Source organism: Pseudomonas sp. CJQ_9 (assembly GCF_043106615.1).
Taxonomy (GTDB): domain Bacteria; phylum Pseudomonadota; class Gammaproteobacteria; order Pseudomonadales; family Pseudomonadaceae; genus Aquipseudomonas; species Aquipseudomonas juntendi.
This window is the reverse complement of the sequence record NZ_JBICMS010000040.1, coordinates 25,305-38,786: the sequence shown is the minus strand read 5'-3', so window position 1 is coordinate 38,786 and position 13,482 is coordinate 25,305. Positions and strand designations below refer to the sequence as shown.

The 13,482-nt window shown below is 63.3% G+C and carries 14 protein-coding genes; 5 read left to right on the top strand and 9 right to left on the bottom strand.

What is annotated here, in order from left to right; all coding sequences use genetic code 11:
• Positions 1-224: 224 nt before the first annotated feature.
• On the bottom strand, positions 225-1,187 hold the full coding sequence (locus ACF8SD_RS07225; RefSeq protein ID WP_173887866.1) for an NAD(P)H-quinone oxidoreductase: 963 nt from the start codon (positions 1,185-1,187) through the stop codon (positions 225-227).
• A 143-nt stretch (positions 1,188-1,330) separates the two neighbouring features.
• Between ACF8SD_RS07225 and ACF8SD_RS07220 the strand changes: the two genes are divergently transcribed.
• The gene (locus tag ACF8SD_RS07220) at positions 1,331-3,412 is read left to right on the top strand and encodes a carboxy terminal-processing peptidase (protein ID WP_173887865.1); all 2,082 of its coding nucleotides are present in this window, start codon (positions 1,331-1,333) and stop codon (positions 3,410-3,412) included.
• A 97-nt stretch (positions 3,413-3,509) separates the two neighbouring features.
• On the opposite strand, the gene ACF8SD_RS07215 is transcribed toward ACF8SD_RS07220, so the two are convergent.
• The 8 genes from ACF8SD_RS07215 to ACF8SD_RS07180 all read right to left on the bottom strand — a co-directional run bounded on the left by ACF8SD_RS07215 (position 3,510) and on the right by ACF8SD_RS07180 (position 8,920).
• On the bottom strand, positions 3,510-3,878 hold the full coding sequence (locus ACF8SD_RS07215) for a hypothetical protein (RefSeq protein ID WP_009686241.1): 369 nt from the start codon (positions 3,876-3,878) through the stop codon (positions 3,510-3,512).
• Complete coding sequence (locus ACF8SD_RS07210) at positions 3,875-4,213, bottom strand: helix-turn-helix transcriptional regulator (RefSeq protein WP_054890369.1); 339 nt, start codon at positions 4,211-4,213, stop codon at positions 3,875-3,877. Before ACF8SD_RS07210 ends, ACF8SD_RS07215 begins: the two co-directional genes overlap by 4 nt.
• A 283-nt stretch (positions 4,214-4,496) precedes the next feature.
• The gene (locus ACF8SD_RS07205; protein ID WP_173887864.1) at positions 4,497-5,114 is read right to left on the bottom strand and encodes a Fic family protein; all 618 of its coding nucleotides are present in this window, start codon (positions 5,112-5,114) and stop codon (positions 4,497-4,499) included.
• Positions 5,111-5,281: a YhfG family protein gene (locus tag ACF8SD_RS07200; RefSeq protein WP_392483523.1), complete on the bottom strand. Its 171-nt coding sequence runs from the start codon at positions 5,279-5,281 to the stop codon at positions 5,111-5,113. Before ACF8SD_RS07200 ends, ACF8SD_RS07205 begins: the two co-directional genes overlap by 4 nt.
• 78 nt (positions 5,282-5,359) lie before the next feature.
• Positions 5,360-5,800: a YkvA family protein gene (locus tag ACF8SD_RS07195; protein WP_392483521.1), complete on the bottom strand. Its 441-nt coding sequence runs from the start codon at positions 5,798-5,800 to the stop codon at positions 5,360-5,362.
• A gap of 289 nt (positions 5,801-6,089) precedes the next feature.
• Positions 6,090-6,854, bottom strand: coding sequence for an FKBP-type peptidyl-prolyl cis-trans isomerase (locus ACF8SD_RS07190; protein WP_009686235.1), 765 nt, complete (start codon positions 6,852-6,854; stop codon positions 6,090-6,092).
• Positions 6,855-7,047: 193 nt separating this feature from the next.
• Positions 7,048-7,980 (bottom strand): pca operon transcription factor PcaQ, encoded by a 933-nt coding sequence (gene pcaQ, locus ACF8SD_RS07185; protein WP_173887860.1) that lies wholly within the window; start codon positions 7,978-7,980, stop codon positions 7,048-7,050.
• Positions 7,981-7,990: 10 nt separating this feature from the next.
• The gene (locus ACF8SD_RS07180; RefSeq protein WP_173887859.1) at positions 7,991-8,920 is read right to left on the bottom strand and encodes an AraC family transcriptional regulator; all 930 of its coding nucleotides are present in this window, start codon (positions 8,918-8,920) and stop codon (positions 7,991-7,993) included.
• A 414-nt stretch (positions 8,921-9,334) separates the two neighbouring features.
• Here ACF8SD_RS07180 and ACF8SD_RS07175 point away from each other — a divergent pair, with 414 nt between their 5' ends.
• The 4 genes from ACF8SD_RS07175 to ACF8SD_RS07160 all read left to right on the top strand — a co-directional run bounded on the left by ACF8SD_RS07175 (position 9,335) and on the right by ACF8SD_RS07160 (position 13,357).
• Positions 9,335-10,675 (top strand): MFS transporter, encoded by a 1,341-nt coding sequence (locus tag ACF8SD_RS07175; protein WP_009686232.1) that lies wholly within the window; start codon positions 9,335-9,337, stop codon positions 10,673-10,675.
• A 203-nt stretch (positions 10,676-10,878) separates the two neighbouring features.
• Positions 10,879-11,589, top strand: coding sequence for a fumarylacetoacetate hydrolase family protein (locus tag ACF8SD_RS07170; protein WP_173887858.1), 711 nt, complete (start codon positions 10,879-10,881; stop codon positions 11,587-11,589).
• 18 nt (positions 11,590-11,607) lie between these two features.
• Complete coding sequence (locus ACF8SD_RS07165; protein WP_029885869.1) at positions 11,608-12,366, top strand: SDR family oxidoreductase; 759 nt, start codon at positions 11,608-11,610, stop codon at positions 12,364-12,366.
• A gap of 40 nt (positions 12,367-12,406) precedes the next feature.
• The gene (locus ACF8SD_RS07160; protein ID WP_173887857.1) at positions 12,407-13,357 is read left to right on the top strand and encodes a 2-hydroxyacid dehydrogenase; all 951 of its coding nucleotides are present in this window, start codon (positions 12,407-12,409) and stop codon (positions 13,355-13,357) included.
• The last annotated feature ends 125 nt before the right edge of the window (positions 13,358-13,482 follow it).

Genomic DNA, 13,482 nt, shown 5'->3' with positions numbered 1-13,482 from the left:
CCGGCCACCCCCGCCCGTCGTAGGAGCGGGTTCACCCGCGAAAGGGCCGGGCCTGCGGGCCAGTTTCTGCCAGGCATTATGCATTGCCGGCACCACTGTATTCGCGGGTAAACCCGCTCCTACATTGGTCGATGATACCGGCCCGGCCCCGCAGGGCTACCGGCCACCCCCGCCCGTTGTAGGGGCCTTGTGTCACGATGGGCTGCTCAGCAGCCCCGGCAACCTCAAGCCAGGCTCGGGTCGATCACCATCACCAACTTGCCCGACACCTGGTTGGTCTCCAACTCGGCATACGCCGCCTGGGCGAACTCCACAGGGTACGTATCGACCAGTTGCGGCGACAAGCGCCCTTCGCTGAACAGCGGCCACACCTGCTGTTGCAAATCGCGCAGCAGTTCGGCCTTGAAGCTGTCATCACGGTTGCGCAGGGTCGAACCGGTGATCCCCAGGCGCTTGCCCAGTACCTGTGCCAGGTCCAGCTCGAACGTGCGGCCGCCCATCAGGCCGATGATCACCCAGCGCCCGTCACGGGCCAGCAGTTTGAGGTTGAGCTCACCATAGCTGGCCCCCACCGGGTCGAGAATCACGTCGAACGGGCCCAGCCCTTCCAGCGCGTCGAGGTTCTGGTTACGCACCACACCACCTGCTGCGCCCAAGTCCTGGCAATAGGCCAGGCGCTCAGCCGAGCCGACGCTGACCCATACCGGGCTGCCAAACGCCTTGCACAACTGAATGGCCGCCGAGCCGACGCCGCTGGCACCGGCGTGCACCAAGACCTTCTCGCCCGCCTTCAGCGCACCAAGCTGGAAGATGTTCAGCCAGGCAGTGGCGTACACCTCCGGCAGTGCAGCGGCTTCATGCAGGCCAAGGCCTTCGGGCACCGGCAGTACGTGGCGGGCGTCGACCACCACTTCCTCGGCCATGGCACCGCTGGCCAGCAGCGCGCAGACCCGATCACCTACGCGCCAGGCTGCGCCAGCGCCCACTTCTTCGACCACACCGGAGCACTCCAGCCCCATGTACGGGCTAGCACCCGGCGGTGGTGGGTACAAACCTTTCATCTGCAGCAAATCGGCGCGGTTCAACCCCGCCGCAGCCACGCGGATGCGCACTTGGCCCGCGTCACAGGTCGGGCGTTCGGCCTCGACCCAGGTCACATGTCCGTCAACGCCTTGCAATGCCTTCACAGTGCCTCCATAGTTGAATCATATGACCGAGCCTGGGATCGTTGTGCCCAGGCTTTTTGCAGTATGCGCCCGGCTCTTCTGGAACCGGCGAACGGAAAAGACGGCCTACTATGCGTGATCAATTGCCCCCACGTCGAATCAGCATGAAGCATTTCCTCCCAAGCACCGCCCTGGCCATGATGATCGGCCTGGGCAGCCTCGCGCTCGGCGGCAATGCAGCGGCCGCCAACAAATGGGACAGCCTGCAGCCCGACCGCGACGAAATCGTCGCCAGCCTCAATGTGGTGGAGTTGCTCAAGCGCCACCATTACAGCAAGCCGCCACTGGATGACGCCCGTTCGGTCATCATCTATGACAGCTACATCAAGCTGCTGGACCCGGCGCGCAGCTACTTCACCGCGGCCGATATCGCCGAATTCGACAAGTGGAAAACGCAATTCGACGATTTCCTCAAAAGCGGCAACCTCGACCCGGGCTTCACCATCTACAAGCGCTACCTCGACCGCGTCAAGCAACGCCTGGACTTCGCCCTGGCCGAGCTGAACAAGGGCGTGGACAAAATGGACTTCACCGCCAAGGAAACCTTGCTGATCGACCGCAAGGACGCGCCATGGTTGAAGGACCAGGCCGCGCTTGACGACCTGTGGCGCAAACGCGTCAAAGACGAAGTGCTGCGCCAGAAGATCGCCGGCAAAGAGCCCAAGCAGATCCAGGAAACCCTCACCAAGCGCTACAAGAACCAGCTGGCGCGCCTGGACCAGACCCGTGCCGAGGATATCTTCCAGGCCTACATCAACACCTTCGCCCAGTCCTACGACCCGCACACCAACTACCTGTCGCCAGACAACGCGGAAAACTTCGACATCAACATGAGCCTGTCGCTGGAAGGTATCGGCGCAGTGCTGCAAAGCGACAACGACCAGGTCAAGATCGTGCGCCTGGTGCCGGCCGGCCCGGCAGCCAAGACCAAGCAGGTGGCACCGGCAGACAAGATCATCGGTGTCGCCCAGGGCAACAAGGAAATGGTCGACGTGGTTGGCTGGCGCCTGGATGAAGTGGTCAAGCTGATCCGCGGCCCGAAAGGCTCGGTGGTGCGCCTGGAAGTCATCCCGGCCAGCAACGCACCGAGCGACCAGACCAGCAAGATCGTGTCGATCACCCGCGAGGCGGTGAAGCTCGAAGAGCAGGCGGCGAAGAAGTCGGTGCTCAAGCTCAAACAGGACGGGCGTGATTACAAGCTGGGCATCATCGAGATCCCGGCCTTCTACCTGGACTTCAAGGCCTACCGCGCCGGCGACCCGGAGTACAAGAGCACCACGCGTGACGTGAAGAAACTGCTCACTGAGCTGCAGAAAGAGAAAGTCGACGGCGTGGTCATCGACCTGCGCAACAACGGCGGCGGCTCGTTGCAGGAAGCCACCGAACTGACCAGCCTGTTCATCGAGAAAGGCCCGACGGTGCTGGTGCGCAACAGCGATGGCCGGGTCGACGTGCTGGAAGACGAAAACCCCGGTGCCTTCTACAAAGGGCCGCTGGCGCTGCTGGTCAACCGCCTGTCGGCATCGGCCTCGGAGATTTTCGCCGGTGCCATGCAGGACTACCACCGCGCGCTGATCATTGGCGGCCAGACCTTCGGCAAGGGCACCGTGCAGACCATCCAGCCGCTCAACCATGGCGAGCTGAAGCTGACACTGGCCAAGTTCTACCGGGTATCCGGGCAGAGCACCCAGCATCAGGGCGTGCTTCCGGACATCGACTACCCGTCGATCATCGACACCAAGGAAATCGGCGAAAGCGCCCTGCCCGAGGCCATGCCGTGGGACACCATCCGCCCGGTGGTCAAACCCGCTGCCGACCCGTTCAAACCGTTCCTGGCGCAGCTCAAGGCCCAGCACGAGGCACGTAGCGACAAGGATGCCGAGTTCACCTACATCCGCGACCGCCTGGCCCTGACCCAGAAGCTGATGAACGAGAAAACCGTCAGCCTCAACGAGCAGGACCGCCGTGCCCGCCACGACGAGATCGAGGCGAAACAACTGGCGCTGGAAAACACCCGCCGCAAGGCCAAGGGTGAAGAGCCACTCAAAGAGCTGAAGAAAGAGGACGAAGACGCGCTGCCGACCGAGGATGAAAACACCAAGCCGGAAGACGACGCTTACCTGGCGGAAACCGGTCGCATCCTGATCGACTACCTCAGCGCCAGCAGCAAAGTGGCCAAGAAGTAAGGCCGCTGGTCGTCGCGACACAACAAGGGCCGGGCATGCAAATGCCCGGCCCTTTCATTTCATGCCTGCCTGGATAAAAACCCGGTGCAGTTGCCGATCAGGCGCTTTCGGGGTAGCTGTATTCAAACACCCGCACCACTTCGGAAGCATGCCAAGAAGCGGCCTCCATACCGTCGATCGGGCCGGAAAAGCGCCCCAGGCGCTCTACGCATTCGAAAAAGCCGGTACGCGGCAAGCGGCTGGCCCCCTGGCTGATGACCAGCGAACTGCGCAGCGGTTGCTCGGCACGCGCGTCCAGCACCGCCAGGTATTCCAGTGCAGCGGTCAGTGTCTGCATGGCCGGGCTGGGCAATTGCAAGCGCTCGATCAGCGCTCGGTAAGTCAGCAAGTGGCGTTGACGGCGGGCCAGGTCAAGCTCGCCCAGCAGGTTGTCCCAATGCTGACGGCTGATCCTGACCTGGCTCATGATGGCTCGCTCCAGCCCGCGACCCCCAGGTGCCAGGCCAGGGCACGGCGGATGGCGGCATCCGGGTGGCGTTCGCCTGATTCGATCATGGCCAGGTAGGCCGGGCTGACCCCAACATTGCGCGCCAGTTGTTCAGGCGCGATGCCCTTGGCCTGGCGGATCTGTGCAACTTCACTGAACGCCGGCAACGCTGCAACGGCTGCGGCGGGAGCCGGCTCGCTGGCAGCGGCCTCGGCAGGTGCCTGCCCTGCAGCCTGCAGCAGCGCCTGGTACTGCTCCCAGGGAACCACGGCGTACTCGGGCTGACCGTCGCGGCTGATGACCTGAATACCCATTACAAACCCCTTCAACAAGGATTACAGCATGCAATCCATACGGCCTATCTGGGGGAGCCGGCATAGGCGTTGCGATACAGCGCGGCGACCCTGCCCTTTCATCCAACCGGATGACAGCCAATAGCGAACGGCAATCGGGCTGCTCCCCTTCTGTTATATCTCATTGTAAGAGATTTCCAGCAGGCGTGCTCGAGAGCGAGCATCGCCAGACGAGGTCGGCCTCCAATGAATGTCACCGCCAGTTTGCAATCGTTGAAGCACGCACAGAATCAGAGAACAAGTATCAAGATGGATCGTTGGCTTCCCTGATCGGATCGCCGATACATTGATTGAAGACGAGCTCCAAAGCCTGGTCATTGCCTTGAAAAGACTCGATATTCGCCGCTACCCACTGCTCCTGGCCAACCCTTCCCCAGGTGATCTCGAAACCAGCGTTCACGACTAGCCATTCAAACAGAACACGTTGAGCCCGACCATTACCTTCACGGAAGGGATGAGCGACATTCAATGTTCCATACGATTGAGCAACGGAAACCACGAGCGAATCACGAGAGTAGCCTTCAAACCAGCCCGCCCGCGCCATTCTGGAAAATTCTTTCGCTACCTCTGGCTCGATACGATCCGGTACACAGAAGTGGCTATGGCCCTTGCTGATCTTTACGGATCGAGTTTCTCCAGCCCAACTGTAGATACTGGAAAACAGACAGCGGTGAATTCGTTTTAATGTACCTAGATCGTATGGAGGCTCTTCGAAGTCCAGCTGCGATGCTGCTACCTGGGTGAGGTAACGCTCAGCTTCCGTCAGATCCTCTGCATTGCGCAGATTGAGAAGGTTCTTCAGGACGTCCGTGTCAGGGTAGCAATCAGGGTCTTGATAAACCCCATACTTGTCGTCACTCAAGCTTTGAGTTGCCGCACGGCTTCGCGTGCAGCAGCACGGGCAGGCAACTTTGCTTTGCCTTCGTCTGGCGGCACAATAAAGCCTTCAAGGCGCAGGCTGTTTTCGAAATTCGCAGTGCGATGCTTGGCGAACCACACTTTTTTGGCGTGCAGGCTTAGCTTATCCATGGGCGAGTCTCTAATGTCTGTAGGTGTCATTGTAGCCGACAGACTCCAAGCCAAGCCAGCTACCCAAAAATTTCGATTTTACCGGGTACTGCGCTCCAGGCGCAGTGCTTCCGGTGTCGCGGGTAGCCGCTCGACCACGCGTAGCCGCTCGGGTGCCTGGCTGTCGCGCCAGGCCCTGAACCGGGCCAGCTCGTCGGCCACGGTTTTCAGTACCCAGCCCAGCACTGCGATGTCGTCGAGGAACCCGAGGCCTAGCAACCAGTCGGGGATAGCGTCGATGGGGCTGACGAAATACAGCAGGCCAGCGACGATGGTCACCAGCGCCTTGGGGCTGATGGCGCGGTATTCGCCGCGCCACCATGCAAGGCACAGCGACTGCAGCAATTTCACGTCGTCACGCAACTGGCCAAGGCGTGGGCCTTTGCGCGCCACGGCGAACAGCAAGGCCGGCAACCGGCCACGGCTGAGCAGGCGCTCGGCCAAGGGCAGGAAACGGGCGAAATTCCAGGGTGCGCTCATGGAACCTCCGAGAGGGAAAAGGTTATCCACATTTATTGTGGATAACCTTGTGAACAGGCCACAGTTTCCGACCCTGGGTGCCTGCCAGGCAAGGGCCCCGGTCAGATCGGGCGTTTTTTACACAGTCGTTACAGGCTGTTACTACCAGCGCCGCGAGCGACTTGCGTCAGAAGCGTCCTACTTCTTCACGCTGCATTTCCTCGGACAGTATCAGCACTGGCAGGTTCGTCCAAGCAGCTGAAACGAAAACGCCCCGTCAAGACGGGGCGTTTTCGGCAAACAGCCAGTGTTACTTGGCAGGGGCCTCGGCAGGCGCTTCAGCGGGGGCTTCAGCGTCCGGCTCAGCGCCTTGCAGCTGGGCCGGGTCCTTGATGGCGATCAGTTCAAGATCGAACACCAGTACCGAGTTGGCCGGGATCAGCGGGCTTGGGCTTTGTGCACCGTAGGCCAGTTCAGCCGGGATGAACAGCTTGTACTTCTCGCCAACGTGCATCAGTTGCAGGCCTTCGACCCAACCCGGGATGACGCCGCTCACCGGCAGGTCGATCGGGCTGCCGCGCTCGACGGAGCTGTCGAAGACCTTGCCGTCGATCAGCTTGCCTTCGTAGTGGACCGTCACCACGTCAGTCGGCTTGGGCTGCGGGCCGTCGGCCTTCTTGATCACTTCATACTGCAGGCCCGAAGCGGTGGTGACGACACCCGGCTTCTTGGCGTTTTCCTCAAGGAACTTCTTGCCAGCAGAGGCGGCTTCTTCGCTGGCCTTGGCCAGGCGCTCTTCGGCACGTTTCTGCAGCGAGGTGAAGGCCTCTACCAGCTCTTCGTCCTTGATACGCTGTTCTTTCTTGCCAACGGCGTCTTCGATACCGAGGGCGACTGCTTTGGAATCAAGGTCTTCCATGCCCTCCTGAGCCAGGCTCTTGCCCATGTTCAGGCCGATTCCGTAGGAGGCTTTCTGCGCCGGGGTCTTCAGCTCGGGGCTGCTGGCCTGTTGATCACAGCCAGCCAGTACCAGGCCAACCAGGGCAACCGCAGCCGCCAAACGATGCTGTTTCATGTCATTTCCTTGTTCATGCGCCATAAGGGCAATCAGGGTAGAAGCCGCGAGCTTATCAGGCGTCCCCAACCCATGGCTACCGGCATAAGAGCCAACAAACAGGGAATAGTTCCACAGCCTTGCGCACGGCCCAAACCCCGTGCGCCTGCCGGTTCAACCTCATGGCGCTGAGTGCCCGGCTGACAGCGCCGGCTCAGGGGTAAACGCCCTCGCGGTACTGCCCGGCCACTTCGCGCAGCACTTCGCATACCCACTGCCCCGCCAGGCTTTGCGGCAGGGCCGCATTGCGACAGATGCCCACCGAGCCACCGGGTTCACGCACACCCAGGTCAAGCTCGACCAACTCGCCACGGCGCAGGTCGAGCAGTACGGCATCGCGCGGCGCCACCCACACGCCGTCACTGCTCAGCAGGTAGCGCCGGCTCAACGCCAGGGACAGCGTTTCCAGGCGCTGCGCCGGCATCTGGATGCCGCATTGCACGAACAGGCTGTCGGCATGCTGGCGGATGGTGGTACCCGCAGGCGGCAAGACCAAGGGGTAACGCCCTACCTGGCCGCGCTCAACGGGTGTGCCGGCCAGCAGTGGGTGACCTGGGCGCACCACCAGGCTCATCGACTCGCTGTACAGGTGCTCGAACGACAAACCCTGGATTTGCGGGCTGTCGGTCATGCGCCCGACCACCAGCTCCAGTTCCCCCAGGTGCAGTTGGCCAAGCAGCTGTGCGCTGACCCCGGTGACCACCCGGATCACCAGCGCTTCATGACGCTGATGCAGGCGGCACAGCACTTCGGGCATGAGCAGGCCCTCGACCGTGGACAGCACGCCGATGCGGACCTGCGACGGCGCCCGTGCCTCGCCGCGCAGGCTGCTGACGCCATCGCGCAGGGCTTGCACGCTGGGCCCGGCATAGCGCATGAAGCGCGTACCGGCCAGCGTCAGCTCGACCCCTTGGCGGCTGCGTGCGAACAGCCGCGTTTCCAGCAGGTCTTCGAGCTCCTTGAGCGTCTTGGAGATCGCCGGCTGACTGATGGCGAGCACGTTGGCAGCCCTGGCCAGGCTGCCCTGCCGGGCAATCTCCAGAAAGCACAGCAGGTGGCGGTACTTGATGCGGGTGTCGAGGTTCATGCCGGCAAGCTTACCGCATCGCCACCTGTGGCGTATCCGGGTCGCGCTGCTGGCGGCGGAACTGCCCGGGTGGCAGGCCGTGGATCTGGCGGAAACGTCGGGAAAAGTAGGCTTCGTCGGCAAAGCCGCACAGCCGTGCCACCTCGCCCACCGGGCGGCTGCCGTTGAGCAGGTAGTTGCGTGCGGCGTGCATGCGCCGCTCCAGCACCAGCTCGCTGAAGGTCTTGCCGATTTCCTTGCGCAGCCAGTGGGTCAAATAGGTGGGCGACAGGTAGGTGGCGGCGGCGACCTTCTGCAGGTTGAGGTCGGGGTCGTCGATATGCCTGCGCAGGTATTCGCTCATGCGGCCCAGCGCCGCGCGGCGGCTGAGCTGTGCGGCATTGCTCTCGGCCAGTTCGCGCAGCGGCTCGGCATACAGGCCACAGACCTGGCCGATCAGTTGCAGCAACAGGCCCTTGAGGATTTCGCGGGTGCCGAAGCGGCGGTTGGCATCCAGTACACGCATGCGGTCGAGGACTTGCCGTAACTCGGCAAAGTCGGCCTCGCCCAGGCAAAAGTCGAGGTGCTCCTGAAAGCGGAACGGGGACAGCTCTGGCGCCTGCAGGATCGACACCTCTTCCAGGTCCATCGGGTCACAGGCCAAGTGCGGCAGCAGGAAGGTCTGGGAGAAGTTGATCACCACGAAGTCACTGTTGGCCGGGTGCGGGATCACATGCACCCGGTGCGGCAGGATGAAAGCCAGGGTGTTGCGCCTGAAGGGGCGCTGCACGCTACCGATGTGTTGCACCGTGTCGCCGCCCAGGTTGACCTGGATCTGGAAGTACTCGTGGCGATGTGGCGCTGTCTCGGCGGGGCGGCCGCGCTGGTCGCGGATGTAGAAGTCCATCAGCTCGCTGCGCTGCTGCATGACGTAGGTCGGGACCTCGCGCTTTGGGGGCATTGGGCTTACTCCAGGTTCCAGAATGGCGCTGCCTGTTCCGGCCTCTTCGCGGGCTTACCCGCTCCCACAGGTGCAGCGCAGCCCCAAGCCCGGTGATGATGCTGTGGGAGCGGGCGTGCCCGCGAAGAGGCCGGAACAGGCAATGCAAGTTGTACGATGTCCAAACTCATCAAATTAAACCCGTCTGCAAAAACCTGCGCAACCCTGAGCGCCCACAGCCCGCTAGAAATGCGACACCCAGCAGAAAAACCGGTCAAAACCCCGCCTCCCGATTTTTTTGGACAGTTCAGCCTTACCCCGCCTCCTGTGAAAAAAACGATCTAAAACCGCCGTTGCATTCAGGACGTTGTACGACCACCTTAGTAAAGGGACTGCAGCCCAACCTCTACCAACAACAACAAACGAGGTCGACTCATGTCGAGCACGCCTACCCCCCGCGCCGCGTCGTCGTACGCGCTGGACGCGGCCCCTGCCCAGCGTCTGCCCACCCGCCGGCGCTGGTTCATGCTGTCGCTGCTGCTGGTGGCGACCATCATCAACTACGTCGACCGGGTGAACATTTCCATCGCCGCGCCGTTCATGGCCAAGGACCTTGGCCTGGACAAGGTCGAGATGGGCCTGATTTTCTCCGCCTTCGCGTGGACCTACGCCCTGGCCTTGGTGCCGGCAGGCTTCATCGCCGACCGCTTCGGCTCGCGCCTGACCTACGGCGTGTCGCTGATCAGCTGGTCGGCAGTGACCGTGGCCCAGGGCCTGGCCAGTGGCTTTGCCTCGCTGTTCGGCCTGCGCCTGGCGGTCGGTGCCATGGAGGCCCCGGCCTTCCCGGCCAACAGCCGCGCCGTCACCGTGTGGTTCCCCGCCCGCGAGCGCGGCATGGCCAGCAGCATCTACGTGTGCGGCCAGTACCTGGGCACGGCGCTGTTCACTGGCGCCCTGCTGTGGCTGGCGACCACCTACGACTGGCGCCATGTGTTCTACAGCACGGGCCTGGTCGGCATCGTGTTTGGCGTGGTGTGGCTATTCCTGTACCGCGACCCGTTGAACTGCAAGAAGGTCAGCAAGGAAGAACTGGCCTACATAGAGAACGGCGGCGGCCTGGTCAAAAGCAGCCAGCAACGCACCCGTTTCGACTGGCGCCAGGTCGCCGAGCTGTTCCGCTACCGCCAGGTGTGGGCGATCTGCCTGGGCAAGTTCGCCAGCACCTCGGCGCTGTATTTCTTCCTGACCTGGTTCCCGACCTACCTGATCGAAGAGCGCCAGCTGACCTTGATCAAGGTCGGCATTTTCGCGGTCATGCCGTTCATTGGCGCCACGGTTGGCATCCTGCTGGCGGGCATCGTCTCCGACCTGCTGATCCGCAAGGGCTACTCGCTGTCATTCGCCCGCAAGCTACCGCTGGTGGTGGGCTCGATGCTGGGCATGTCGATCGTGCTGGTGAACTTCACCGACTCCAACGTGCTGTGCATCGCCGTCCTGACCCTGGCGTTCTTTGCCCAGGGTATCGCTTCGTCGTCATGGGCGGCGGTGTCGGAAGTGGCGCCCAAGGAGCTGATCGGCCTGACCGGCGGGATTACCAGCCTGGCCGCGAACATTGGCGGCATCGTTACGCCCATCGTGATTGGCGCGATCGTGCAGGCCAGCGGTTCATTCGCCATGGCGTTCTGGTTCATTGGCGCGGTGGCGTTGATGGGGACGCTTTCGTATTCGCTGCTGCTGGGGAAGCTGTACCGCATCGAGCTCAAGACTGCAGCTTGAGATTCCCACGGCCTGTGCTGGCCTCATCGCTGGCAAGCCAGCTCCCACAAGGCCTGCGCAGTTGCCTGGACCTGTGGGCGCCGGCTTGCCGGCGATAGGGCCGGTACAGGTTGCCTGGATAGTCCAACCCAACCCCGCTTTCGTCCAACTTTACCGGCCAGCCCGTGACATACGCTGGCCACCCCAGCAAGGAGGATTGACCCATGACTTACCTGTTCAACCCGCCGGCCATCGTCAGCCTGCCGATCCGCGGCAGCGATGTGCGCTTTCCGGTCGGCCGGGTGTTCTGCCTGGGCCGCAACTACCCATGGCCGGAAACCTACGGGCCGGCGCCACAGGAGCCGGTGTTCTTCATGAAACCAGCGAGCAATGTGGTCGAGGCAGCGGGCGAGCTGCCCTTCCCGCCGCAGACCGACGAGTTCTGCCACGAAATCGAGCTGGTCGCAGCCATCGCCAAGGGCGGTGCCGACATCGCCCCGGAGCATGCCCTGGAACACGTGTTCGGCTTTGCCGCCGGCCTGGACATGACCCGGCGCGATCACCAGCGCAAGGCCAAGGCCGAGGGCCTCCCCTGGGAGGCGGCCAAAGTGTTCGAGGCCTCGGCCCCCATGACTGCCATCGTCCCCGCCAGCGAGTGCGCCTGGCCGCTGAATGCGACGCTGTGGCTGCAGGTCAATGGCCAGGAGCGCCAGCGTGCCCACATCAGCCAGCAGACCTGGGCATTGGCCGAAGTCATCAGCCGGCTGTCCCGCCAGCTGCCGCTACGCCCGGGTGACCTGATCATGACCGGCAGCCCGCCCGGGGTGGCGGCGCTGAACCCAGGCGACACCCTCCACGCCGGCATCGACGGTATCGGCGAACTGCACTTGCACGTCGGCCCCCGCCCTGCCGGGCAAGCCGCCCACGCTGCCTGATTCCCCTGGAGTGAAGAAATGAAGCAGAACAGGAAAATCGCTTTGGTCACCGGCGCCGGCAGCGGCATCGGCCGCGCCGTCGCCCTCGCCCTGCTGGAAGATGGCTTCAGCCTGGTCCTCGCCGGGCGCCGTCTCGAACCGCTGCAAGCGGTGGTCGAACAGGCGCAGGCTGCGGGCGGTGAAGCCATGGCGGTAGCCACTGACGTGCGCGATGAACAGAGCGTCGCGCAGCTGTTTGCCACCGTCGAGGAGGTACATGGCCGCCTCGACGTGATTTTCAACAATGCCGGCATCAATGCCCCGGCCGTACCGGTCGACGAGCTGCCGCTGGAAAACTGGCGCAACGTCATCGCCACCAACGTCGATGGGGTGTTCCTCTGTGCCCGCGCGGCCTTCGGCCTGATGCGCCGCCAGCAGCCGCAAGGCGGGCGGATCATCAACAACGGCTCGATCTCGGCGCATACCCCGCGCCCGTTCACCGCGCCCTACACCGCCAGCAAGCATGCGGTGCTGGGCCTGACCAAGGCACTGGCGCTGGACGGCCGGCCTTACAACATCGTCTGCAGCCAGGTGGACATTGGCAACGCCCTGACCGAGCTGTCCGAGCGCATGACCCGTGGTGTGCGCCAGGCCAATGGCGAGATCGCCGCCGAGCCAATGCTAAACGTGCGCCATGTGGCCGACGCGGTGCGCTACATCGCTGCGCTGCCGCTGGACGCCAATGTACTGAACATGACCGTGATGGCCAGCAACATGCCATTCGTTGGCCGTGGCTGAACCTTGCTTTCGATGAACCCTGTTCCTGATGGAGTGACCGATGAAACCCGAAGTCCTGCAACTTAGCCCGATCCTCATCCCGCAGATCCGTGAGCGCCTTGAACAGTTGTTCACCGTACACCGCTACTACGAACAGGCCGACAAGGACGCCTATGTCAGCCAGCATGCCGACAATATCCGCGGCGTGATCACCGGTGGCCACACGGGTATCAGCCAGGCACTGATGGCGCGCCTGCCCAACCTGGAAGTGATCGCGGTCAATGGTGTCGGCACCGACGCGGTCGACCTGGCCTACGCCCGCGACCGCGGCATCCAGGTGACAGCGACCATCGGTGCCCTCACCGAGGACGTTGCCGACCTCGCCATCGGCCTGCTGATCGGTGTGTGCCGGGGCATCTGCACCGGTGACCGTTTCGTGCGCGCCGGCCATTGGGCCACCAGTGCCACGCCGCTGGCACCGTTGCCACTGGCCCGTCAGGTGTCGGGCATGCGCGTGGGCATTGTCGGCATGGGCCGGGTCGGCCGCGCGGTGGCGCAGCGGGCAGCCGCGTTCGGTTGCCCGATTCGCTACACCGATTTGCAGGCGCTGGATGTGCCATACGGCTTCGAGGCCGACCTGCTGCAGTTGGCAAAGAACAGCGACGCACTGATCCTTGCAGCGGCGGCCGACAAGGGTGAGGCGCTGATTGGTCGCGACGTGCTGCGGGCCTTGGGCAGCGAGGGTTACCTGATCAACATCGCGCGCGGCAAGCTGGTGGACGAACCGGCCTTGATCGCCGCATTACAGGCTGGCGAGATCGCCGGCGCGGCGCTGGATGTGTTTGCCGATGAACCGCGAGCGCCCGAGGCGTTGTTCGAGCGTGAGGACGTGGTACTGCAGCCGCACCGGGCCAGTGCCACCGTGCAGACCCGCACGCGCATGGGCCAGATGGTGGTGGCCAGCCTGGTGGATGTGTTTGCCGGGCGCACGCCGCAGGGGCTGGTGTTCTGAGGCACGTGTGCCGGCCTCTTCGCGGGCTCGCCCGCTCCCACACATTCATCGCAGGGCTTGAGGGCTGCGCTGTACCTGTAGGAGCGGGCAAGCCCGCGAAAGGGCCGGCACTGGCAATACACGAG

Bases quoted from the DNA above. Each gene is read 5' to 3' on its own strand.
- ACF8SD_RS07220 (WP_173887865.1), top strand. From the start codon at position 1,331: ATGAAGCATTTCCTCCCAAGCACCGCCCTGGCCATGATGATCGGCCTG.
- ACF8SD_RS07215 (WP_009686241.1), bottom strand. From the start codon at position 3,878: ATGAGCCAGGTCAGGATCAGCCGTCAGCATTGGGACAACCTGCTGGGC.
- ACF8SD_RS07210 (WP_054890369.1), bottom strand. From the start codon at position 4,213: ATGGGTATTCAGGTCATCAGCCGCGACGGTCAGCCCGAGTACGCCGTG.
- ACF8SD_RS07200 (WP_392483523.1), bottom strand. From the start codon at position 5,281: ATGGATAAGCTAAGCCTGCACGCCAAAAAAGTGTGGTTCGCCAAGCAT.
- ACF8SD_RS07195 (WP_392483521.1), bottom strand. From the start codon at position 5,800: ATGAGCGCACCCTGGAATTTCGCCCGTTTCCTGCCCTTGGCCGAGCGC.
- ACF8SD_RS07190 (WP_009686235.1), bottom strand. From the start codon at position 6,854: ATGAAACAGCATCGTTTGGCGGCTGCGGTTGCCCTGGTTGGCCTGGTA.
- pcaQ (WP_173887860.1), bottom strand. From the start codon at position 7,980: ATGAACCTCGACACCCGCATCAAGTACCGCCACCTGCTGTGCTTTCTG.
- ACF8SD_RS07180 (WP_173887859.1), bottom strand. From the start codon at position 8,920: ATGCCCCCAAAGCGCGAGGTCCCGACCTACGTCATGCAGCAGCGCAGC.
- ACF8SD_RS07175 (WP_009686232.1), top strand. From the start codon at position 9,335: ATGTCGAGCACGCCTACCCCCCGCGCCGCGTCGTCGTACGCGCTGGAC.
- ACF8SD_RS07170 (WP_173887858.1), top strand. From the start codon at position 10,879: ATGACTTACCTGTTCAACCCGCCGGCCATCGTCAGCCTGCCGATCCGC.
- ACF8SD_RS07165 (WP_029885869.1), top strand. From the start codon at position 11,608: ATGAAGCAGAACAGGAAAATCGCTTTGGTCACCGGCGCCGGCAGCGGC.
- ACF8SD_RS07160 (WP_173887857.1), top strand. From the start codon at position 12,407: ATGAAACCCGAAGTCCTGCAACTTAGCCCGATCCTCATCCCGCAGATC.